Below are 18,264 nucleotides of genomic sequence, written 5' to 3'. Positions count from 1 at the left end.
CCCCATGAGGATCCTGCGCGTCGGCGATCACAAACGCATGCCCTGGAAAAACGGCAAGGGAGAGACGGTGGAGATCGCCGTCTTTCCACCCGGCGCTGCGATCAACGACTTCGACTGGCGCATCAGCATGGCGACGGTCGCAGAGGACGGCCCGTTTTCGATCTTTCCCGGCATCGACCGGACGCTGGCGATCCTCGATGGCAACGGCATGGTACTCGATGTCGCAGGCAGCTTGCCGGTGCTGCTGACAACGGCAAGCGAACCCCTGGCCTTCCCGGCGGATATCGCCGTCGCGGCCAGGCTCCAGGACGGAGCGATCACCGATCTCAACGTCATGACGCGCCGTGTCGGGCTCGCCCATACGCTGATCCGCATCGACGTCGATGGCAGCAAGACCGTGCCGCTGCCGCCCTCGACATGCCTGTTCCTCTGCCATCGCGGCACACTCTCATTCCGGCGGGACGGCAAGAACGGCGCGCTTGCGGCCGGCGATGCGCTGCTGATCGAGGACGCGGCCGCAACCGTGCTGGAAATCGATGGCGAAGCCAAATCTTATCTCGCCTCGGTCACCACAGGCTGATCTTCGAACAACGAATTGAAAACATTAAACAATCGAGGATTTGGCGAAGCATCCGCATAAACCATCGCCATCTCGGGCCATGGACGTCATTCCTCGTTTCGGTCTAAACTTCGCCCTTCTGATGCAGAAGAAGACCTAGACTGCCCGCAACGTGCCGGGGAGCAAGGGAGCAGGCGTGACGGATCCATACGATATTCTCGGCGTTGAACGCGATGCGGACGAGGCGCAGCTGAAGGCCGCCTATCGGCGCCTGGCGAAGGTTGCCCACCCCGATTCGGGTGGTGATTCGGAAGCCTTTGCCACTCTGCAGAAAGCCTATGGGCTGCTTCTCGATCCGGTCCGGCGCAAGGTCTACGACGATACCGGTTACGATGTCGAATTCGCCGATGCGGCCGAATTGCAAGCGCTCGTGATGATCGAGAAGCTCGTCACCGATGCGGTCCTCGACGAGCGCGCACCCGGAAGTTTCGATCCCGTCGCCGTCATGCAGGACAGCCTTTCCGAAGAACTGCGCAAGGCGCGTTTCAGCAAGAGCGAGCTCGAGCGCCACGCCTCGCGCATCGGCCTGCATCTGGAACGGCTCGAAAAACAGTCCGGCCGCGATGTGCTCGCCCACATGTTCCGCGCCCGCATCGAGGCGATCTCCAAGGCGGTCGCGGAAACCGAGGCGAAGATCAAGGCGACGGAACGCGCCGCCGACATGCTCAGCGGCTATGTCTACGACATCGATCCGCCGCCGCTGCCGGATGCCGCGGTCACCAGCATCGAATGGGTCGAGGCCTCAAGAAACCGCTCGACCGGCTGACGCAGCGGCCGGCCTCAATAGGACAGCTTCGGATACCAGTCCGGCGCCCGGCCCTCCGGCGTCGTGTCGATCACGGTCCAGAGCGGCATCAGGTCGGGGGCGCCGCGAGGATCCTCGCCGGGATCGGACGTCACGTCGCCCATTTCCTGGCTCCAGAAATGGCGGATGGTGCCGTCGCGGCGCGTGAAGACATTGTAGGCTGCGTCATCGCCGCCGCCCCTGCCGATGGCGTGGTAGTCGCGGCTGTAATCGCCCGTCGTGTCGGAATAGAGCGGCAGGTGGTGCCAGCCGCGCTCTTTCTTGAAGGCGAGCAGCCTGCCGATCGGCGACAGCGCGACGACGGCAAGGGCGGCGCGCTGCTGGATGTCAGGCACCTCGCCGTCCCAGGCCGACAGCAGCGAAGTGCACATCGGGCATGGGCGCTCGCGTTCCGGGCCGAACATATAGCTGTAGACGATCAGCGCGTCCTTGTCGGCAAAGAGTTCGGTCAGGGATATCGGTCCGCCGGCGCCCTCGAAGCGATAGTCCTTCGTCACTTCGCCGCCCGGCGGCAGCGCCCGACGCTGTTTCGCCACGCGCTCGATGTGCCGGCGCAATTCGATCTCTTCGGCGAGCAGCGCGTCGCGCGCGATGCGATATTCCTCACTCTCATTGGGAAACCGGACGCCGTTCTTGGCCGCAAGCATGGCGGCGGGTATCAGATGCTGATTATCCATGACGATATCCTCCTTCTATTGCCTTAGGACGTGCTGAAGCCACGACCGGGTCGCAGCACATCATTGCAAGGACGATCGGCTGATGCGAAAATCGACAGAGCCGACGGAAGATATTCGCCCCGCGCTTTGGCGGGCTAGGCGCCCGGATCGCCAAAGCCAAGCAGAAGATCGCGCGTTCCGAAATGCGGATCATCGAACCCAGCCGCTCATTGACCTGCGCATGCAGCGGAACCAGAGTGCTGTATCATGAAGGAGCCCGTGAACTCAAATCACCGTCGGCTGCGAAACTCAGTGAACGGTGATCACCGGAATGCCAGCTTCGTCGGCGGCACGGATAAGCGCTGCCCGCGCGTCCTGAGCCGGAATTTCCCCATGAATTGCATTTCGGCACGCCCTAATCGCTATAAGATATTCTTCTCCGTCGTCGATCGGCCAGCCAACTGTCAGCATCTCGGCAGCCTGGCAAAGGGTTGCGACAAGCTTGTATTTTTCCGGCCCATTCACAACGAGCATCAGAGGGGCAAACTCTCCGGATGTGTGCCAATTCATGACATTAGGTCTCCCCACGGTAAACATATTAGTAACCGTGCAAGAACCGTTCCGTGATCTTCGCAGGCGTGCCGAAGCTCGTTTCGGCGGCCGCATAATGGAAAGGAGAACATTTGTTAAAGGGCGCTTTAGTCGCCTCAGCATCGCCCGCGTCAGCATGGGCACCTGTTGGCAGGGAAACGGTTGCCGGCCTCATTACCCGCCATGCTGAAGCCACCAAAGCCGCCGACATCTTTATGCCAGACGTCCTCCCCGGTCTTCTGCCTCCGCAACTCCAACTGATCCGCGGCGGTATCAGCGAACGCGGTGTGCCTCTGCAACCGGAAACACTTCACCAGCAGAGCGGCAAAAAGAGATCCCGTAGTCGCCTCCTGCTCCGGCACGACAGACGCGGGACTTCCCGCTCTGTTGCCAATGCATGAGTCTCTTTCCCGTAGTTGCCAACCTACCGCAAGATTGCCTTTGACACGTCGCGATAAACAATATATCTATACGGTTATATAGCCATGTGGTGATATATGAAAAGCAGCCTCGATGCGATTTTCTCCGCACTCTCAGATCCAACAAGGAGAGCAATTCTTGGGCGGCTTGCTCACGGCAAGGCGACCGTGGCCGAACTCGCAGATCCCTTCGAGTTGTCTCAGCCTGCCATTTCAAAGCATCTCAAGGTCCTGGAACAGGCCGGATTGATCCGCTCCGGCCGTGAAGCGACTTCGCGTCCCCGCGAACTTGAGCCGGACGCATTGAAGAAAATCTCTGATTGGATTGGCGATTACAGACGCTTCTGGGATCAGAGCTTTGATCGTCTCGATGGCTATTTGTCCAAGGTACAAGGATACGAAGATGACAAATCCGGAGACTGATACTGACAACGCCCGCGATCTGGTTTTTGTACGAAGGTTCGATGCCCCATGCGATCTCGTTTTCAAAGCATGGACCGACCCGAAAGCGCTAGCGCAATGGAGCGGTCCTCACGGTTTCAAGGCGGTGGGCGACCAGCTTGAAGTCTGGCCCGGCGGTAGACACCGCGCCTGTCTGATAGCGCCAGATGGAGAGGAGCACTGGGTTAGCGGAAAATACCTTGAGGTCAAGCCTCCGCACAGGCTTGTCTTCACACATGCCTGGGAGATCGGAACCGGCGAAAAAAGCCCGGAAACAGTCGTCACCATCACGTTAAAGGAAAGCGACGGAGGAACGGAAATGACGTTTCGGCAAAGTGGATTTGAAAACGCATCATCACTTAAGGGTCATGAAGTTGGTTGGTCGCAAAGCTTCGAGCGACTGGGCGTTTTTCTGGGGGCTACATCCGAAGGGCCGGATCATGCGTAAGGCGGCGATGAAGCTCTATTATTGCGAGACGCTCAATCCCCGGAAGGCCTGCGCCGCCGCTCGTTTTCTCAAAGCCGACGTCGAGTTCGTCAGGGTTGACCTGGCAAGCGGAGAACAGCGCACCGCAGAATTCCTGGCGCTTAACCCGAACGGGAAAGTCCCGGTGCTGCAGGATGATGCCGGAACTTTATGGGAAGCGAACGCCATCATGTGCAGGCTGTCTGACAGCGTCGAATCGGATTTTTGGCCGCATGACCACCGGCAGATCGACGTGCTGCGCTGGTTGAGTTGGGATGCCAGTCATTTCACCCAGCACGGGGCAACGCTGTGGTTTGAAACCTTGATCAAGCCGTTGTTCGGCGGGGAGCCTGACGTCGCCGTGATCGAAGATGCGAAGACGAGCTTCCGACTACATGCTCGCGTGCTCGACGACCATTTGGCCACCAACAGCGTCGCGGTCGGGAAGACACTGACTGTGGCAGATTTCGCATTGGCCGCTGCACTTCCTTATGCGACTTCTGCTGAGATTCCACTTTCCGAGTTTACGCATATACAGGCGTGGTACGAACGGCTTGAACAACTAGATGCGTGGCGAAACCCTTTCCCGGCGTAGCAAGGTGCGGCCGCTGTTCCGTGCTTATTATTTCCGCCCACATTTCTACAAGTTTTGCCGGTAATTCGCTCCACGGGGCCTCGCTTCTCCGCCGCTGGAATCCCTTCCGCCATCAAACGACAAGACGAAAGCGGTGATATGCGCAAGGGCTGTAAAGCAAAAAGGGCGCTCGACCCTTGCGGGGAGCGCCCTTATCCTGTCGGACAACGAACAGTTCGACGACGTCGATACCGCGCGCATCCATTTTTCAGGCAGGACGGGTATATGGACCCTTTCCGCCGGGGTTTCAAGAGGCGGTTCTGCGGTTTTGCACGACAATTGACCCTAGTCGATCAGGAGGCGACCCCGGTGATCGGATTGACCACAGGTCGTTCGCTTTTGTCCCTGACCCCAGCCGGCTGCACCGCCGGCGGCGCCATCGATTCTGCGTCTGCGGGCTCCGGCTTGTCGGGAACGGCGCCGACATCTTTGGGGCGCCGCTGCTCGGGCTTTACGTTTTGATCATTCGTCGACATTGTCAGTCTCCTTTCCAGGAAGAAGTCACGGCCGTCGACATGGTTCCGGCGATGGGATGGAGGATTACCGATGCTTGACAGGTTTCTGCTGCAGGGGCCTCAGGATGCGCGCTTCACCATCCTTCTTGCGCATGGCGCCGGCGCGCCGATGGATTCGGCATCGATGACATCGGCGGCAAATGCGCTCGCCGGTGTCGGCTTCCGCGTCGCCCGTTTCGAATTCGCCTATATGGCCGCCCGCCGCACCTTAGAAGGTCGCAAGCCGCCGCCACGCGCCGAAACGCTCAATCCCGAATACGAGGCGGCGATTGCCGAGCTCGGCGCCAGCGGCCCGCTGATCATCGGCGGCAAGTCGATGGGCGGCCGGGTCGCCAGCATGGTCGCCGACGATCTCCATCGTCGGGGGAAGATTGCCGGCCTGCTCTGCCTCGGCTATCCCTTCCATCCGCCCGGCCAGCCGGAGAAGCTGCGCACCGGCCATCTCACAGGGCTGACGACGCCCGCCCTGATTTGCCAGGGAACACGCGACGAATTCGGCACACGGGACGAGGTGCCGGGCTACGATCTGTCCGACAGGATCGAGATCCTCTGGCTGGAGGACGGCGACCACGACCTCAAGCCGCGCAAGACGATCTCCGGTTTCTCCAGTGCCGATCACCTCGCCACGATGGCGAAAGCGGTGAAGGCGTGGGCCGAACGACTGCCGGCTTGAGCATCACCATACCCCCGGCGCGGCAGGCGCCTGCGGTTGCCGTTGTCAAGCTGCAAGCTTCCTGACATCGATGCGCCGGTCGGTGGCGGAAACGGTGATTTCGAAGTGGTCGGCCTGCACCACGTCGCGAATATTGCGCGGCCGGTGCGCGACGATCGCCACTCCGCCTTTCAGCCGGACACTGTCATAGAGGATACCGGCGCCGCCGCTCGAGCGCACCTCTTCCCCCAGCACCTGCGACGCCGCATAGCTGGTGCCGTCATAGACATCGGGCCGCAGTCGCTCTTCGCCGCGAATGTCGAGGTAATCGCCGATGAGCGTGGCCGAATAGCTTCGATAGGTCCGTGCCATCGTCGCCACCCCGCGCGCGACAGTCTCGCGCCGGAGATGATGGCCAACCTCGGCGGCGGCTGTGCGGAGATCGTCGGCGGCATACCAGGCGCCGAGATCGGGGCCGTTGAAGCGCATGCCGCCGGGTGCGACATGCAGGAAGGCCGCCATCACAATGCTGGCATTGGCAACGCCGTAAACCCATTCGTCCCTGGGAAGACGCTGAATGCGGTCGGCGACAAGACGGTCGTTGGTCCAGCCGACGAGTTCCATCACGGCTTCGAGATCGGCCACCCTCGTCACCGTCTCAAAAAGTCCGATTGGCGGAAATTGCGAGGGGATCAGCCGGTACGACGGACGCGGCGCCTCTGCAAAACGATCCCTCACCGGAAGACGATGTCCGTATCTTCGTAGGGCGTGAAGGCTTCGTCGAGCATATTCGGCTGCATGTAGAGACCACCGCGGGCGCCATCCAGAAACCGGCGGACGGTCATCAACCCGTCCTGGGTCCCGTTGGTCGCGACATTAATCGGCGGATGCCCGCTGAAAACGAGCGCCTGATGCGGTTTGCGCAGCCAGGCGACGCCGGCGCGTTCATCGGAAAACAGCACGCCGAGCGCCTGATGGATGCCGAGCACGGCCGAGATGCGGGTCAGCGTATCGACATCGAGCGTGAAAGCGCCGTGCTCGCGCGCCTGTTTGGCCCAATTGTGGTAGGTCGACCGGGAGGGATAGCCGAGCATGAGCAGACGCTGCTCCTCGCTCAGCCCCCAGAGATCGGCGATCGCCAGAAAGGTTCGCAGGGCCGGGGCGCTCAGCCTCTTGCGGTTGGCCGGAGCAAACCGCTCCATGTCCAGCCGCTGTGGCCCCTGGTCTTCCCGTTGCTCACGTCGCGCATTCTGCATGAAAGCCTCCTGTCTTGAATTAGACATAGTCCAAATCTGGGCATACATCAAGCAAATTTAAAGGGCCGCCTCGCCTGCCGCCTCCCGAATCGTCTGCATCAGGATCGATTGCGGCAGTGACGGCACGGCATCGGCGCGCATCGTCAACCCGACAGGCCCCTTGGTTTCGCCGGTATCGACCGGCAGAAGCGCCAGCCGCCCGTCGGCGACATCGCCGGCCACGACGCCGTTGGAAATGATCCAGATCGCATCGCTTGCCCTGAGGAAAGCGCGGCCGAAGGAATCCGATACCGTCTCGATCTGGTTCGGCAGGCTGGAGACGCCGTTGGCGATGAGGAAATTTTCGACGACCGGCCGGATGATCGAACCGCGCGTCGGCATCAGCACCGTATAGTTGCCGAAGCCGGCAAACAGCGATTGCCGGCCGTCGAGCAGCGGATGGCCGGCGCGCACGGCAAACACCACCTGCTCGGAATAAAGATGTTCGAAGGAAAAGCCCGCCATCTTCTCGGCGCCGGCCAGACGTCCGACGACGACATCGAGATCGCCGACGCGAAGCTGCTCGAGGAGCACCGCGTTCTCGCCGGTGACGATCTTCACCCGGCTCCAGGTCTTTTCCTTGAGGAACAGTTCCATCGCCCGCGGCATGATGCGCGATGATACCGTCGGCAGCGCGCCGATCCGGATCGGCGGCGCATCGGCGAACTGCTCCTGCGAGACGGAATCGAGGCCCTGGCGCAGCGCCGTCAGCGCCGCCCCGGCGTGCCGCAGGAAGACCTCGCCGTAGCGGGTGATTTTGATGCCGCGGCCGTCGCGCTCGAAGACATCGACACCCAGCACCTGTTCCAGTTCGCGAATCGTCTTGGTGACCGCCGGCTGGCTGACATGCAGCAATTCGGCGGCCTTCATGACGCTCTTCTGCCGCGCCACCTCGACAAAGGTTTGCAGATGGCGGAACTTGACCCGGCTGTCGATCATCGTTCGCATAACTCCAGGGTTATCGAAACGCCAATAAATATCATTTTACTTAACCGGATCAACCAGTCAATTTCACCATTCAGGAGGAGAGTGACGTGCAATTCGCCCGCATAAACGACGTGACGATCCATTATCAGATCATTGGTGCCCCTGCCGACAGGCCGGTGATCGTCTTCGCCAATTCCCTGGGCACGGATTTCCGCATCTGGCGCGACGTCGTGGTGCGGCTTGCCGGCGAATTTGCCATCGTGCTTTACGACAAGCGCGGCCACGGCCTTTCCGATGTCGGCCAGCTCCCCTCGTCGATCGAGGACCATGCGACGGATCTCGCCGGCCTTCTCGATCTGCTGTCGGTCAAGGATGCCGTCATCTGCGGCCTGTCGGTCGGCGGTCTCATCGCCCAGTCGCTCTATCACCGCCGCCCGGATCTGGTCCGCGCGCTCATCCTCTGCGACACCGCCCACAAGATCGGCACGGCGGAGAGCTGGAACGCCCGCATCGCCGCCGTCGAGCAAAACGGCATCGGCAGCATCGTCGACGCGGTCATGGAGCGTTGGTTCACGCCCGCCTTCCGCCGGCCCGAGAGCACCGCCTATGCCGGCTATTGCAACATGCTGACGCGCCAGCCCGTCGAGGGTTATGTCGCCGCCTGCGCCGCGATCCGCGATGCCGATTTCACCGAGGTCGCAAAGACGATCACCGTCCCGACGATCTGTATCGTTGGCGACCAGGATGGCTCGACGCCGCCCGATCTCGTGCTTTCGACCGCGAAGCTGATATCAGGCGCTCGCTACGAAGTGATCCGCGATTGCGCGCACATTCCCTGCGTCGAGCAGCCGGAGGCGCTAACGGCGATCATCCGCGCCTTCCTCACATCCATTCCGCCTGGAGAAGTCAGCCCATGAATGAGACCGCGTCCCCTTCCGAGCGCTATCGCCAGGGCATGGCGACCCGCCGCGCCGTGCTTGGCGACGCCCATGTCGACCGCGCCGCCACCACATCGACGGAGTTCGACCGCCCCTTCCAGGAGCTGATCACCGAAGCTGCCTGGGGCCATGTCTGGTCGCGCCCGGCGCTGACGAAGCGCGAGCGCTCGATCATCACGATCGCTCTGCTTGCCGCGCTCGGCCAGGACGACGAGGTCGCCATGCATGTGCGTGCCACCGCCAATACGGGGGCGACCCGCGAGGATATCTGCGAGGCGCTGTTGCATGTGGCGATCTATGCCGGCGTTCCCGCCGCCAATCACGCGATCAAGATCGCAAAGCAGGCTTTTGAACAGATGGACGCCGAAAAGGCGGCCTGAGGGAGGAACATGTCCGAACGACCGAACCGCAAGCCCGAGATCGGCGGCTTCTTCGCCCGCGACCGCGCCTGGCATGCGCCGGCGCTGACCCCCGGCTACAAGACCTCCGTGCTGCGCGCGCCGCAGCGCGCGCCGCTCTCCCTCGACGGCACGATTTCCGAGACCACCGGTCCGGTCTTCGGCCATTCGATGATCGGCGAACTCGACAACGACCTGATCCTGAACTACGCGCAGCCCGGCGAAAGTGCGATCGGCGAGCGCATCATCGTCCATGGCCGCGTGCTCGACGAGCGCGCCAGGCCGATTGCCGGCGCCTTGGTCGAGTTTTGGCAGGCCAATGCCGGCGGCCGCTATCGCCACAAGAAGGAAACCTATCTGGCGGCGATCGACCCTAATTTCGGTGGCTGCGGCCGCGCCATCACCGACGAGGACGGCCGCTACCATCTCCGCACCGTCCGCCCCGGCGCCTATCCCTGGCCGAACGGCATCAACGATTGGCGTCCGGCCCATATCCATTTCTCGATCTTCGGCCATGGCTTTGCCCAGCGCCTGATCACCCAGATGTATTTCGAAGGCGATCCGATGATCTGGAAATGTCCGATCGTCGGCACCATCCCCGACAAGGCGGCGATCGAGCAGCTGATCGCGCCGCTTGACTGGGGCAACACCATCCCGATGGATTCACGCGCCTATAAATTCGATATCGTGCTGCGCGGCCGCCGCTCGACGATGTTCGAAAACAAATTGGAGGGCAACTGACCATGCAGCAGCTCGGCTACCTCAAGGAAACCCCATCGCAGACGGCCGGTCCCTATGTCCATATCGGCCTGACGCCGAATTTCTGCGACATAACGGGCGTCTACGACACCGATCTCGGCATCGGGATGGTCAACGACAAGACGCTCGGCGAACGCATCACCGTCACCGGCCGGATCTTCGATGGCGCCGGGGCGCTGGTGCGCGATGCGGTCATCGAGATCTGGCAGGCCGACAGCGCCGGCCTCTACAACAGCCCGTCGGAAATGCGTGGCGCCGCCGATCCCAATTTCACTGGCTGGGGCCGCTGCCCAACCCGCGCTGAAGACGGCGTCTACAGCTTCGAGACTGTCAAGCCCGGTCGCGTTCCCTTCAAGGACGGCCGCAGACAAGCCCCGCACATCACCTTCTGGATCGTCGCCCGCGGCATCAATATCGGCCTGCACACGCGCATGTATTTTCCGGAGGAGACGGAGGCCAATGCCGCCGACCCGCTGCTTTCCCGCATCGAACATCGCGAGCGCGTCGCAACGATGGTCGCCACCCGCGACGGCGCAACCTGTCATTTCGACATCTATCTGCAGGGTCCGAAGGAAACGGTGTTTCTGGATATTTGAGGGTGCGCGGGCGGCTCGTTCGGAGAGTTCGGCGCAAGTAGCCCCCTCACCCTGCCCTCTCCCCGAGGGGAGAGGGGAACAGTGCTACAGAGAGTATCTGCCCATAAGGCGCCGACGCCGCCCCGAGTCCCTTCTCCCCAGCGGGGAGAAGGTGGCGGCAGCCGGATGAGGGGGCCACCACCACAAACGAGACGTCCATGACCGCATCTCCCTTCGACCACCCCTTCCTTTCCGGCCTGCTCGGCGACGATGAAATCGCGCCCTATTTCTCTGCCGAGGCGGATATCCGGGCCATGCTCTCCTTCGAGGCCGCGCTCGCCAAGGCCGAAGCCGCTCACGGACTCATTCCTGCCGAAGCGGCAAGGCGCATCGCTAAAACTTGCGCTGCCTTCTCGCCCGATGTCTCCAGTCTTCGATCGGCAACGGCAAGGGACGGTGTCGTCGTTCCCGATCTCATCAAGCAGCTGCGCACTGATGTCGGCGAGGAAGCGGCAAAAAGCCTGCATCTCGGCGCGACCAGCCAGGATGTCATCGATACCAGCCTGATGATCCGCCTGAAGGCCGTCGTCTTCCTGTTTGCCGGCCGGCTTTCCACTATTGCCGCGGGGCTCGATGCGCTGGATCGCCAATTCGGCCGGAATCGGCTGATGGGTCATACCCGCATGCAGGCGGCGATCCCGATCACCGTCTCCGACCGCCTCCGTGCGTGGCGGGAGCCGCTGGCGACCTATCGCGACCGCCTGACCGAACACAGTTTTCCCGTCCAGTTCGGTGGTGCGGCCGGCTCGCTCGACAAGCTCGGGTCGCAGGCCGCCGCAATCCGTGCCTCCCTCGCACAGGAACTCGGCCTCACCGATGCACCGCAATGGCAGAGCGGGCGTCTGCCGATCGCCGATATCGCCGGCCTGTTCGCGTCGATATCGGGCAGTCTCGGCAAGATGGGCCAGGATATCGCGCTGCTTGCCCAGGCCGGCGATGAAATCGAAATCTCGGGCGGCGGCACCTCGTCGGCCATGGCGCACAAGCAGAACCCCGTTTCCGCCGAAGTCCTCGTCTCGCTCGCCCGCTTCAACGCCACGGCTTTATCGGGCGTCCACCAGTCCCTCGTCCACGAACAGGAACGCTCGGGCGCTGCCTGGACGCTCGAATGGCTGCTGCTGCCGCAAATGACGATGGCAACCGCCGCCAGCCTGCGACTGGCGAAGGAGCTGACGGGGAATATCCGGCGGCTCGGATCGCTTTAGCTCAGAACCTGAAGTCCGTGCTTCTGCACGATCGAGAGCAGTTTCAACGCGATTCCGCTCGGCCGCTTGGCACCGCTTTCCCACTTCTGCACCGTGGATTCGCTGGTATTGAGATATCGTGCGAAAACCGGCTGGCTGACGTGATTGCTTTCCCGCAGTGCCTTGATCTCTTCAGGATCGAGTTCGCCGGGCGAAACGAGGCAACTTTCGTCGAAGGAGCGCATCGTTTCCTTGTCGATTGTGCCGGCGTTGTACATGGCCTCGACTGAACTGTGGATCGCTTCGAAAGCATCGCTTTTGAATTTACGCTTCGTCTTCATCATCTACCTCCACGAGCGCGCCGGCTCGAAGTTCGGTTTCGATATCGGATGCTGTTTTCTTGCGGTACAAAGCAGCAAGCGCCTTGAAAGCCACTAGCTCCGCGTCATCGATATTCGCGCGATCCTTCTTGGCGAAAAGATAGGCGAACACCCAAAACCGTCCGGCATTCGCCAAGACGATCGAACGATGACGGTTGTCTTTCAGACGCTTCTTGAAGACACCGCCGCCCAGATCGTCGGCCTTGCCTTCCGCTACCTGCCTGATAGCTTCGCGCAATTCCGAATCCGATATATGCGCCTTGCGCGCCGCCTTGGTAAACCAACCCGTCTTGTATATGCGCCCGACCATAGGTTTATGTAGCACCAGGTGCTATACTTATCAAGACGAGCGTGACCTCCGCTCGCAAGCTTTTCTTCCCCCCTCAACGGAGCAGCCTCGTGACCTTTCCCCTTTTTGACCTCTCCGGCCGCCGCGCCCTTGTCACCGGCTCCAGTCAGGGCATCGGCCGCGCATTGGCGGTCGGGCTTGCCGAGCATGGCGCTTCGATCATCATCAACGGCCGCAACGCGCAGAAGGCGGAGGCCGCCGCCGAGGATATCCGTCGCAGCCATCGCCATGCCGTCAGCGCCGCCTTCGACGTCACCGATGCCGAGGCCAGCCGCACCGCCATCGCCTATATCGAGGCGGAGATCGGCCCGATCGACATCCTCGTCAACAATGCCGGCATGCAGTTTCGCACACCGCTGGAAAACTTCCCGGTCGACAAATGGGACGAGATCTTCAAGACCAATGTCTCCAGCCTGTTCTATGTCAGCCAGCCGGTCGCCCAGGCGATGATATCGCGCGGCCGCGGCAAGATCATCAACATCGCCTCCGTCCAGGCCGAACTCGCCCGCCCCGGCATCGCACCCTATACCGCCACCAAGGGCGCGGTGAAGAACCTCACGCGCGGCATGGCGACCGACTGGGCGAAATACGGCCTGCAGGTCAATGCGATCGCGCCCGGCTATTTCCGCACCCCGCTCAACCAGGCGCTCGTCGACGATCCGAAGTTCTCCGGCTGGCTGGAAACCCGCACGCCGGCCGGCCGCTGGGGCGAGGTCAAGGAGCTCGTCGGCGCCGCCGTCTTTCTCGCTTCGGATGCCTCCTCCTTCGTCAACGGCCACATGCTGACCGTCGACGGCGGCATCACGGCCTCGCTCTAGGTCACCGACTCATCAAGCGCATCCAGATTTTGGCTGAAGCGAGTTTGACGAGAGCAAGGTAGTGTTCGCGTCAACGGCAACCACATGTTCCCGCTCGTCGACCGGTTCGGCACCGGCTACGTCACCATGGATCGGGTGCGCCAGCAGTACGCCGATCCCGGAAAGCTCAACGGTTACGCCTGACGCTCCGAAGTCCCTACTCTCCAACGACTTCGCTGAACTGCACGATGGGTACGATGTCCGTATAGTTGGCGACGTCCGCGCTTATCTCCGCGCGGTGGGGACCGAGGGCCTCCTGGAATGTCTCAAGGGCCGGCGAGTAGACGTGACACGCCGCGACGAACTCCGGCGCGCTTCCAGGTTCGCGACCCCCAAGGCCCTTATCGATCTCGTAGCGGAGGCAGATATCGCCGAGCCGTTCCTGGATCAGTGGCATGTGTCTGGTGCGGTAGTAATCGTGATCGAACTTCGAGCCGCCATCGGCCGGATAGTAGACGCTCATCTTGATCGTGGTCGAGCTCCTGTCTGAACGCCTCTCCGAGCGTCCGTGGGGACTATTTAGCTCACCGACTCGTAACGCGCATCCAGATTTTGGCTGGAGCGAGTTTGGCGAGAACAAGGTCGTTCGAAAACCGCTCACACCTTTCGGCGTCGTGCGCTGAATTCGCATCATCCGAGTTTGGCAATCGCCCGCAGATTGTCGGCCGTCGTCGTCGGGAATTCGAAGAATTCGAGATAGGCGGGGATCTGTTCGAACAACATATCCGTGCCAACCTGAAATGCGCAGCCGCGCGCCCGCACGGCCTCGAGAAAAGGGGTTATCTCCTTCGTCATCACGACTTCGCCGACGAAGGTCGATGGGGAGATGCGGTCGATGTCGATCGGCAGCGGGTCACCCCGTCGCATTCCGAGGGGTGTCGCGTTGACGACGATGTCGAAGCCTGCCGGATCGGCGGAGCCGACCGTCACTTCAAGGTGCGGATAGTATTTCTTCAGCCTGTCCAGCAGCGCGGTCGCGGTCGCCTCGTTGGCGTCGAAGATGGCGAGATGCTCCACGCCCGCCTGCGCCAAGGACGCTGCGATCGCCGAGCCGACGCCACCGGCACCCGCAATGAGCGCATGGGCTCCCTCGACCTTCTTACCCTTGCGCAATACGCCCCGAACGAAGCCCTCGCCATCGAACATGTCACCGATCAGCCTGCCGTCCGAACCGAGACGGACCGCGTTGCACGAGCCGGCGACTTTCGCGTTGGTCGACGTTTCGTCGAGCAGCGCCATCGTCGAAATCTTGTGCGGCATGGTGATCAGAGCACCGTGGATATTGGATAGCCGGAACAGAAGCTTCAGAAACGCCGGATAGTCCTCCGGCCGGCAGCCCATCGGCACGACGACGGCATCAATTCCATTCTTCTCGAAATACGGATTGTAGATCAGCGGCGCCTTGAAGGACTCCGTCGGATAGCCGAGGTGCGCGATGAGTTTGGTCGTCCCGGTGATCATTTGGTCAGACTTTCTGGGGATCGGAAGAGGCGCTGGCGTCCGCGAGGTGGATCATCTGTCCCCAGCGCGCCGATCTATTGATCGCCTCGACGACCCTGAGCGTGGCGAGGCCCTCACGGCCACTCACCAGAGGCGTGGCATCGCCACGAATGACGTCGCAAAAATGTCTGAGCTGAACGCAAAGGGGATCGGCTGCTGCGTAAGGCACACGCTCCTGGGCAAGCTGCTCCAGCCAGTCGGGCCTCGAAGGGCTCGTCCAAAGCGTCAAATCGGGAATTCCGAGCGATCCCTTGGTGCCGCCGATCTGGTAGCAGAATTGATCGTAATGGGGAAAAGCGGAGTTCTCACCGGTGGTCGTCTCCCAGCTCCAGGGCGCGGCCACGGCATCGCTGCCGTTGAGGGTGGCAAGCACCCCGCTTGCAAAACGCAGCGTGACGACGGCCGTATCCTCGACGGCATGGTTCCGCACCGCGTGCGATTCCATCGCATGGACGGCTTCGACCTCGCCGAAGAGATATCGGAAGAGATCGACATCGTGGATCAGGTTGACGAAGACCGGGCCGGCGCCTGCTTCGCGCCGCCAGGGTATATCGAAATAGTCGTCGGGCTTGGCGACCCAGAACGTGCCGTGCACCGCGATAATCCGGCCAAGCCTTCCGCCGTCGACGATCTGTTTGACCGCCTGGATCATCGGATTGTGGCGCCTGTGATGGCCGACCAGCAGCGGTATGCCTGCTTTCTCGCCGGCTGCAACCAGCGCTGCTGCAGCATCGACATCGTCGGCGATCGGTTTCTCGATCAGGACGGGGATGCCGGCGGCGACGATCTCCATTCCGTTCTCGACGTGAAGCTGGTTCGGCGTTGCCACGATGACGCCGTCAGGCCTGTCCTCGACGCGGATGTCTAAGAAGCTCCGGTACCATCGGGCGCCGACAGACTCGGCGAAGTCGCGACCGGCGGCGGAAGGATCGATCACCGCCGAGAGAACGGTTCCGGGCTCGGACATGACACGCTCGACGTGACGCCTGCCGATCAGGCCGGCTCCCATGACTGCAATCTCCAGCGGCTTCATTGCCGGCTCCCGGAATCTGCCAGAGGTATATTTGTCAGACGCATCGACTTGACCCCTTACTTCCGCAGGATTTCTCCGAGGAATTTCCTGGTTCGCTCATGTTGTGGGTTCGTGAAGAACTCGGCCGGCGGGGCTTCCTCGACGATCGCGCCGCTGGCCATGAAGATCACGCGATCGGCGACCTGGCGGGCAAAGCCCATTTCGTGCGTGACGCAGATCATCGTCATGCCCTCGTCGGCCAGCGCGATCATCGTATCCAGCACCTCCTTGACCATCTCCGGATCAAGCGCCGACGTCGGCTCATCGAACAGCATCACTTTCGGCCGCATGCAAAGCGCGCGGGCGATGGCGACACGCTGTTGCTGGCCGCCCGAAAGCTGCACCGGATATTTGTCGGCCTGCTCCAGGATCTTGACCCGCTCGAGCAGCCCGCGTGCCCGTTCCTCGGCCTCCGCCCTACCGACGCCGGCCGCCTTCATCGGTGCCAGCATGCAGTTCTGCAGCACGGTCAGATGCGGAAACAGATTGAACTGCTGGAAGACCATGCCGACCTCGCGACGGATCGCATCGATGGTCTTGGCCTGATTGCCGAGAAGAATCCCGCCGACGCGGATTTCACCTTTTTCGTAGGTCTCGAGATGGTTGATGCAGCGAATGAGCGTCGACTTACCGCTGCCGGAGGGCCCGCACAAGACGATCCTCTCGCCACTGCGAACCGATATGTTGATGTCGCGCAGGGCTTGAAAAGCGCCATACCACTTCTCCACCCGCTCCATGGTGATCATGGTTTCTGCGCCTTGAGCGGGACTGGGACTGGTCATCGGTAGAACTCCATATTGGCGGGCTGGACCGCGTCGAGGACGAGGAATGCGGATCAGCGCGCGGAGGCGGCGAACTTTCGTTCGAGGCGGGCGCCAAGAATCGTCAGTGGGCAGCACATCAGGAAATAGAGAATGCCGACGATGCCGAAGACCGTCAGCGGTTGGAAAATCTGGTTGGAGATGATGTTGCCGGCCCGCGTCAGCTCGGTGAAGCCGACGATCGACGCAAGCGAGGTGCCCTTGATCAACTGCACGAGGAAACCGATCGTGGCTGGCAGCGAAATGCGCAGCGCCTGCGGCAGGATGACATCCTTCATGCGCGAGATGTATCTCAGGCTGAGAGCCTTTGCCGCTTCCGTCTGGCCGCGCGGAACCGCTTCGATCGATCCGCGCCAGATCTCGCCGAGATAGGCGCTGGCGTGCAGCGTCAGTCCGATGGCGACGGCCACCCAGGCATCGAGCATCAGCCCCACCAGCGCCAGGCCGTAATAGACGACGAAAAGCTGCATCAGCAGCGGGGTTCCCTGGAAGACGGCGATATAACCGGCCGTGACGCGTTCCAGCAGCGGTATGCCCGAGGCACGGGCAAGGGCGACGCCGAGCCCCGCGATGCCGCCGCAGACAAAGCCGACGGCGGACAGGAGCACGGTCCATTTCAGGCCGATCAGGAGGAAGACGAATTCTTCGTGACCCATGGAATTCCTCCTACTTGACCGGATATTTGAAGTAGCGCGCCGAAAACAGCGCGAAGATGCGCATCATCAGCCAGGAGATCACGAAATAGAAAACCGTGACGGTGAAGTAGACCTCGAAGCTGCGGAAGCTCTCCGACTCGATGCGCTGCGAAACGGACGTCAGTTCATAGGCCGAAATCGCCGATGCAATGCTGGTGGTCAGCGTCAACAGGACGAACTGGCTGGTCAAGGACGGATAGATCGCCCGCAATGCCGGCTTGAGGATGATCAGCCGGAAGACCTGAGCCTTGTGCAGACCAAGCGCCAGACCCGCTTCCATCTGTCCCTTCGGGATCGACTGGACGCCGCCACGAATAATCTCGATCGCGTAGGCGCCGCCGTTGATGCCGAGCGCGATAATCGCCGTCGGCGTCGGATCCAGCCTGATGCCTGTCAGCGGAAGCGCGAAGTAGATGAAGAAGATCTGCACCAGAAACGGCGTGTTGCGGATCAACTCGACGAAGGCGATAACCAGCCAGCGCGCCGGCTTCAGGGCAGAGTCGCGCAAGGCAACGCCGCCAATTCCGATCACGATCGCCAGCAGCATCCCACAAATGGCAAGCAAGAATGTCCCGAGGCAGCCGAGCAGAAGGCTCGGCAGGCCATCTATGACCGGGGTGAAATCCAACTTATAATTCATGGCGATCCTTCTGGTC

Annotated in this window: 26 protein-coding genes; 12 read left to right on the top strand and 14 right to left on the bottom strand. The window is 61.8% G+C overall.

Going from position 1 to position 18,264, the window contains the following annotated elements; translation table 11 throughout:
* The first annotated feature begins 4 nt into the window (after positions 1-4).
* On the top strand, positions 5-580 hold the full coding sequence (locus B5P46_RS15290; protein WP_129419388.1) for a HutD/Ves family protein: 576 nt from the start codon (positions 5-7) through the stop codon (positions 578-580).
* A 175-nt stretch (positions 581-755) separates the two neighbouring features.
* Positions 756-1,385, top strand: a complete 630-nt coding sequence (locus B5P46_RS15285) for a J domain-containing protein (RefSeq protein ID WP_129419387.1) — start codon at positions 756-758, stop codon at positions 1,383-1,385.
* A gap of 14 nt (positions 1,386-1,399) precedes the next feature.
* On the opposite strand, the gene B5P46_RS15280 is transcribed toward B5P46_RS15285, so the two are convergent.
* Together B5P46_RS15280 and B5P46_RS15275 are read right to left on the bottom strand one after the other, a co-directional pair.
* Complete coding sequence (locus B5P46_RS15280; protein ID WP_129419386.1) at positions 1,400-2,101, bottom strand: DUF899 family protein; 702 nt, start codon at positions 2,099-2,101, stop codon at positions 1,400-1,402.
* Between the two features lie 288 nt (positions 2,102-2,389).
* Positions 2,390-2,650, bottom strand: coding sequence for a DUF982 domain-containing protein (locus tag B5P46_RS15275; protein WP_129419385.1), 261 nt, complete (start codon positions 2,648-2,650; stop codon positions 2,390-2,392).
* Positions 2,651-3,168: 518 nt separating this feature from the next.
* On the opposite strand from B5P46_RS15275, the gene B5P46_RS15270 reads away from it, so the two are divergent.
* From B5P46_RS15270 to B5P46_RS15260, 3 genes are read left to right on the top strand one after another with little or no spacing between them, the layout of a single operon-like run.
* Positions 3,169-3,513, top strand: a complete 345-nt coding sequence (locus B5P46_RS15270; protein ID WP_028756051.1) for an ArsR/SmtB family transcription factor — start codon at positions 3,169-3,171, stop codon at positions 3,511-3,513.
* Entirely contained in the window at positions 3,494-3,979 is a 486-nt protein-coding gene (locus tag B5P46_RS15265) for an SRPBCC family protein (protein ID WP_129419384.1), read from the top strand. The genes B5P46_RS15270 and B5P46_RS15265 overlap by 20 nt, the downstream gene beginning before the upstream one ends.
* Complete coding sequence (locus B5P46_RS15260) at positions 3,972-4,592, top strand: glutathione S-transferase family protein (RefSeq protein WP_206735357.1); 621 nt, start codon at positions 3,972-3,974, stop codon at positions 4,590-4,592. The genes B5P46_RS15265 and B5P46_RS15260 overlap by 8 nt, the downstream gene beginning before the upstream one ends.
* A gap of 332 nt (positions 4,593-4,924) precedes the next feature.
* Here the strand turns inward: B5P46_RS15260 and B5P46_RS15255 are convergent, their stop codons facing one another.
* Entirely contained in the window at positions 4,925-5,107 is a 183-nt protein-coding gene (locus B5P46_RS15255) for a hypothetical protein (RefSeq protein ID WP_027687741.1), read from the bottom strand.
* 70 nt (positions 5,108-5,177) lie between these two features.
* Between B5P46_RS15255 and B5P46_RS15250 the strand changes: the two genes are divergently transcribed.
* On the top strand, positions 5,178-5,819 hold the full coding sequence (locus tag B5P46_RS15250) for an alpha/beta hydrolase family protein (RefSeq protein WP_129419383.1): 642 nt from the start codon (positions 5,178-5,180) through the stop codon (positions 5,817-5,819).
* Between the two features lie 45 nt (positions 5,820-5,864).
* On the opposite strand, the gene B5P46_RS15245 is transcribed toward B5P46_RS15250, so the two are convergent.
* From B5P46_RS15245 to pcaQ, 3 genes are read right to left on the bottom strand one after another with little or no spacing between them, the layout of a single operon-like run.
* Positions 5,865-6,536 (bottom strand): RES family NAD+ phosphorylase, encoded by a 672-nt coding sequence (locus B5P46_RS15245; protein WP_129419382.1) that lies wholly within the window; start codon positions 6,534-6,536, stop codon positions 5,865-5,867.
* Complete coding sequence (locus B5P46_RS15240; RefSeq protein ID WP_129419381.1) at positions 6,533-7,054, bottom strand: MbcA/ParS/Xre antitoxin family protein; 522 nt, start codon at positions 7,052-7,054, stop codon at positions 6,533-6,535. The genes B5P46_RS15245 and B5P46_RS15240 overlap by 4 nt, the downstream gene beginning before the upstream one ends.
* A 57-nt stretch (positions 7,055-7,111) precedes the next feature.
* Entirely contained in the window at positions 7,112-8,032 is a 921-nt protein-coding gene (pcaQ, locus tag B5P46_RS15235) for a pca operon transcription factor PcaQ (protein WP_129419380.1), read from the bottom strand.
* A gap of 95 nt (positions 8,033-8,127) precedes the next feature.
* On the opposite strand from pcaQ, the gene pcaD reads away from it, so the two are divergent.
* From pcaD to B5P46_RS15210, 5 genes are all read left to right on the top strand, one after another.
* On the top strand, positions 8,128-8,937 hold the full coding sequence (pcaD, locus tag B5P46_RS15230) for a 3-oxoadipate enol-lactonase (RefSeq protein ID WP_129419379.1): 810 nt from the start codon (positions 8,128-8,130) through the stop codon (positions 8,935-8,937).
* A complete protein-coding gene (gene pcaC / locus B5P46_RS15225; RefSeq protein ID WP_128402476.1) occupies positions 8,934-9,338 on the top strand; it encodes a 4-carboxymuconolactone decarboxylase in 405 nt (134 codons plus the stop codon). The genes pcaD and pcaC overlap by 4 nt, the downstream gene beginning before the upstream one ends.
* Positions 9,339-9,347: 9 nt before the next feature.
* Positions 9,348-10,097, top strand: coding sequence for a protocatechuate 3,4-dioxygenase subunit beta (gene pcaH, locus B5P46_RS15220; protein WP_129419378.1), 750 nt, complete (start codon positions 9,348-9,350; stop codon positions 10,095-10,097).
* A 2-nt stretch (positions 10,098-10,099) separates the two neighbouring features.
* Positions 10,100-10,711, top strand: a complete 612-nt coding sequence (gene pcaG, locus B5P46_RS15215) for a protocatechuate 3,4-dioxygenase subunit alpha (RefSeq protein ID WP_129419377.1) — start codon at positions 10,100-10,102, stop codon at positions 10,709-10,711.
* Between the two features lie 197 nt (positions 10,712-10,908).
* Positions 10,909-11,955 carry a 3-carboxy-cis,cis-muconate cycloisomerase gene (locus B5P46_RS15210; protein ID WP_129419376.1) on the top strand — a complete coding sequence of 349 codons (1,047 nt, stop codon included), beginning with the start codon at positions 10,909-10,911 and terminating at the stop codon, positions 11,953-11,955.
* Here the strand turns inward: B5P46_RS15210 and B5P46_RS15205 are convergent.
* On the bottom strand, positions 11,952-12,275 hold the full coding sequence (locus B5P46_RS15205; protein WP_017991870.1) for a helix-turn-helix domain-containing protein: 324 nt from the start codon (positions 12,273-12,275) through the stop codon (positions 11,952-11,954). The two genes, B5P46_RS15210 and B5P46_RS15205, sit on opposite strands and share 4 nt — an antisense overlap.
* The gene (locus B5P46_RS15200; protein WP_017991871.1) at positions 12,259-12,624 is read right to left on the bottom strand and encodes a type II toxin-antitoxin system RelE/ParE family toxin; all 366 of its coding nucleotides are present in this window, start codon (positions 12,622-12,624) and stop codon (positions 12,259-12,261) included. The genes B5P46_RS15205 and B5P46_RS15200 overlap by 17 nt, the downstream gene beginning before the upstream one ends.
* An 89-nt stretch (positions 12,625-12,713) precedes the next feature.
* Here B5P46_RS15200 and B5P46_RS15195 point away from each other — a divergent pair, with 89 nt between their 5' ends.
* Entirely contained in the window at positions 12,714-13,481 is a 768-nt protein-coding gene (locus B5P46_RS15195) for an SDR family oxidoreductase (RefSeq protein ID WP_029872176.1), read from the top strand.
* Positions 13,482-13,677: 196 nt separating this feature from the next.
* Here B5P46_RS15195 and B5P46_RS15190 read toward each other — a convergent pair whose 3' ends face one another.
* From B5P46_RS15190 to B5P46_RS15165, 6 genes are all read right to left on the bottom strand, one after another.
* Entirely contained in the window at positions 13,678-13,983 is a 306-nt protein-coding gene (locus B5P46_RS15190; RefSeq protein WP_129419375.1) for an EthD family reductase, read from the bottom strand.
* 167 nt (positions 13,984-14,150) lie between these two features.
* Positions 14,151-14,981 carry a shikimate dehydrogenase family protein gene (locus tag B5P46_RS15185; protein WP_129419374.1) on the bottom strand — a complete coding sequence of 277 codons (831 nt, stop codon included), beginning with the start codon at positions 14,979-14,981 and terminating at the stop codon, positions 14,151-14,153.
* Positions 14,982-14,985: 4 nt separating this feature from the next.
* A complete protein-coding gene (locus tag B5P46_RS15180; protein WP_129419373.1) occupies positions 14,986-16,053 on the bottom strand; it encodes a Gfo/Idh/MocA family protein in 1,068 nt (355 codons plus the stop codon).
* Between the two features lie 56 nt (positions 16,054-16,109).
* Entirely contained in the window at positions 16,110-16,874 is a 765-nt protein-coding gene (locus tag B5P46_RS15175; protein ID WP_129419372.1) for an amino acid ABC transporter ATP-binding protein, read from the bottom strand.
* A gap of 53 nt (positions 16,875-16,927) precedes the next feature.
* Positions 16,928-17,569, bottom strand: coding sequence for an amino acid ABC transporter permease (locus B5P46_RS15170; protein WP_129419371.1), 642 nt, complete (start codon positions 17,567-17,569; stop codon positions 16,928-16,930).
* Positions 17,570-17,579: 10 nt separating this feature from the next.
* Positions 17,580-18,248, bottom strand: coding sequence for an amino acid ABC transporter permease (locus B5P46_RS15165; protein ID WP_003548451.1), 669 nt, complete (start codon positions 18,246-18,248; stop codon positions 17,580-17,582).
* Positions 18,249-18,264: the final 16 nt, after the last annotated feature.

It is taken from the genome of Rhizobium leguminosarum, assembly GCF_004123835.1.
GTDB lineage: Bacteria > Pseudomonadota > Alphaproteobacteria > Rhizobiales > Rhizobiaceae > Rhizobium > Rhizobium leguminosarum_M.
The sequence above is the reverse complement of the archived record's forward strand: the minus strand, read 5'-3'. Positions and strand labels throughout refer to the sequence as shown.

Bases quoted from the DNA above. Each gene is read 5' to 3' on its own strand.
- B5P46_RS15290 (WP_129419388.1), top strand. From the start codon at position 5: ATGAGGATCCTGCGCGTCGGCGATCACAAACGCATGCCCTGGAAAAAC.
- B5P46_RS15280 (WP_129419386.1), bottom strand. From the start codon at position 2,101: ATGGATAATCAGCATCTGATACCCGCCGCCATGCTTGCGGCCAAGAAC.
- B5P46_RS15275 (WP_129419385.1), bottom strand. From the start codon at position 2,650: ATGAATTGGCACACATCCGGAGAGTTTGCCCCTCTGATGCTCGTTGTG.
- B5P46_RS15270 (WP_028756051.1), top strand. From the start codon at position 3,169: ATGAAAAGCAGCCTCGATGCGATTTTCTCCGCACTCTCAGATCCAACA.
- B5P46_RS15265 (WP_129419384.1), top strand. From the start codon at position 3,494: ATGACAAATCCGGAGACTGATACTGACAACGCCCGCGATCTGGTTTTT.
- B5P46_RS15260 (WP_206735357.1), top strand. From the start codon at position 3,972: ATGCGTAAGGCGGCGATGAAGCTCTATTATTGCGAGACGCTCAATCCC.
- B5P46_RS15255 (WP_027687741.1), bottom strand. From the start codon at position 5,107: ATGTCGACGAATGATCAAAACGTAAAGCCCGAGCAGCGGCGCCCCAAA.
- B5P46_RS15250 (WP_129419383.1), top strand. From the start codon at position 5,178: ATGCTTGACAGGTTTCTGCTGCAGGGGCCTCAGGATGCGCGCTTCACC.
- B5P46_RS15240 (WP_129419381.1), bottom strand. From the start codon at position 7,054: ATGCAGAATGCGCGACGTGAGCAACGGGAAGACCAGGGGCCACAGCGG.
- pcaQ (WP_129419380.1), bottom strand. From the start codon at position 8,032: ATGATCGACAGCCGGGTCAAGTTCCGCCATCTGCAAACCTTTGTCGAG.
- pcaC (WP_128402476.1), top strand. From the start codon at position 8,934: ATGAATGAGACCGCGTCCCCTTCCGAGCGCTATCGCCAGGGCATGGCG.
- pcaH (WP_129419378.1), top strand. From the start codon at position 9,348: ATGTCCGAACGACCGAACCGCAAGCCCGAGATCGGCGGCTTCTTCGCC.
- pcaG (WP_129419377.1), top strand. From the start codon at position 10,100: ATGCAGCAGCTCGGCTACCTCAAGGAAACCCCATCGCAGACGGCCGGT.
- B5P46_RS15210 (WP_129419376.1), top strand. From the start codon at position 10,909: ATGACCGCATCTCCCTTCGACCACCCCTTCCTTTCCGGCCTGCTCGGC.
- B5P46_RS15205 (WP_017991870.1), bottom strand. From the start codon at position 12,275: ATGAAGACGAAGCGTAAATTCAAAAGCGATGCTTTCGAAGCGATCCAC.
- B5P46_RS15200 (WP_017991871.1), bottom strand. From the start codon at position 12,624: ATGGTCGGGCGCATATACAAGACGGGTTGGTTTACCAAGGCGGCGCGC.
- B5P46_RS15190 (WP_129419375.1), bottom strand. From the start codon at position 13,983: ATGAGCGTCTACTATCCGGCCGATGGCGGCTCGAAGTTCGATCACGAT.
- B5P46_RS15185 (WP_129419374.1), bottom strand. From the start codon at position 14,981: ATGATCACCGGGACGACCAAACTCATCGCGCACCTCGGCTATCCGACG.
- B5P46_RS15180 (WP_129419373.1), bottom strand. From the start codon at position 16,053: ATGAAGCCGCTGGAGATTGCAGTCATGGGAGCCGGCCTGATCGGCAGG.
- B5P46_RS15175 (WP_129419372.1), bottom strand. From the start codon at position 16,874: ATGACCAGTCCCAGTCCCGCTCAAGGCGCAGAAACCATGATCACCATG.
- B5P46_RS15170 (WP_129419371.1), bottom strand. From the start codon at position 17,569: ATGGGTCACGAAGAATTCGTCTTCCTCCTGATCGGCCTGAAATGGACC.
- B5P46_RS15165 (WP_003548451.1), bottom strand. From the start codon at position 18,248: ATGAATTATAAGTTGGATTTCACCCCGGTCATAGATGGCCTGCCGAGC.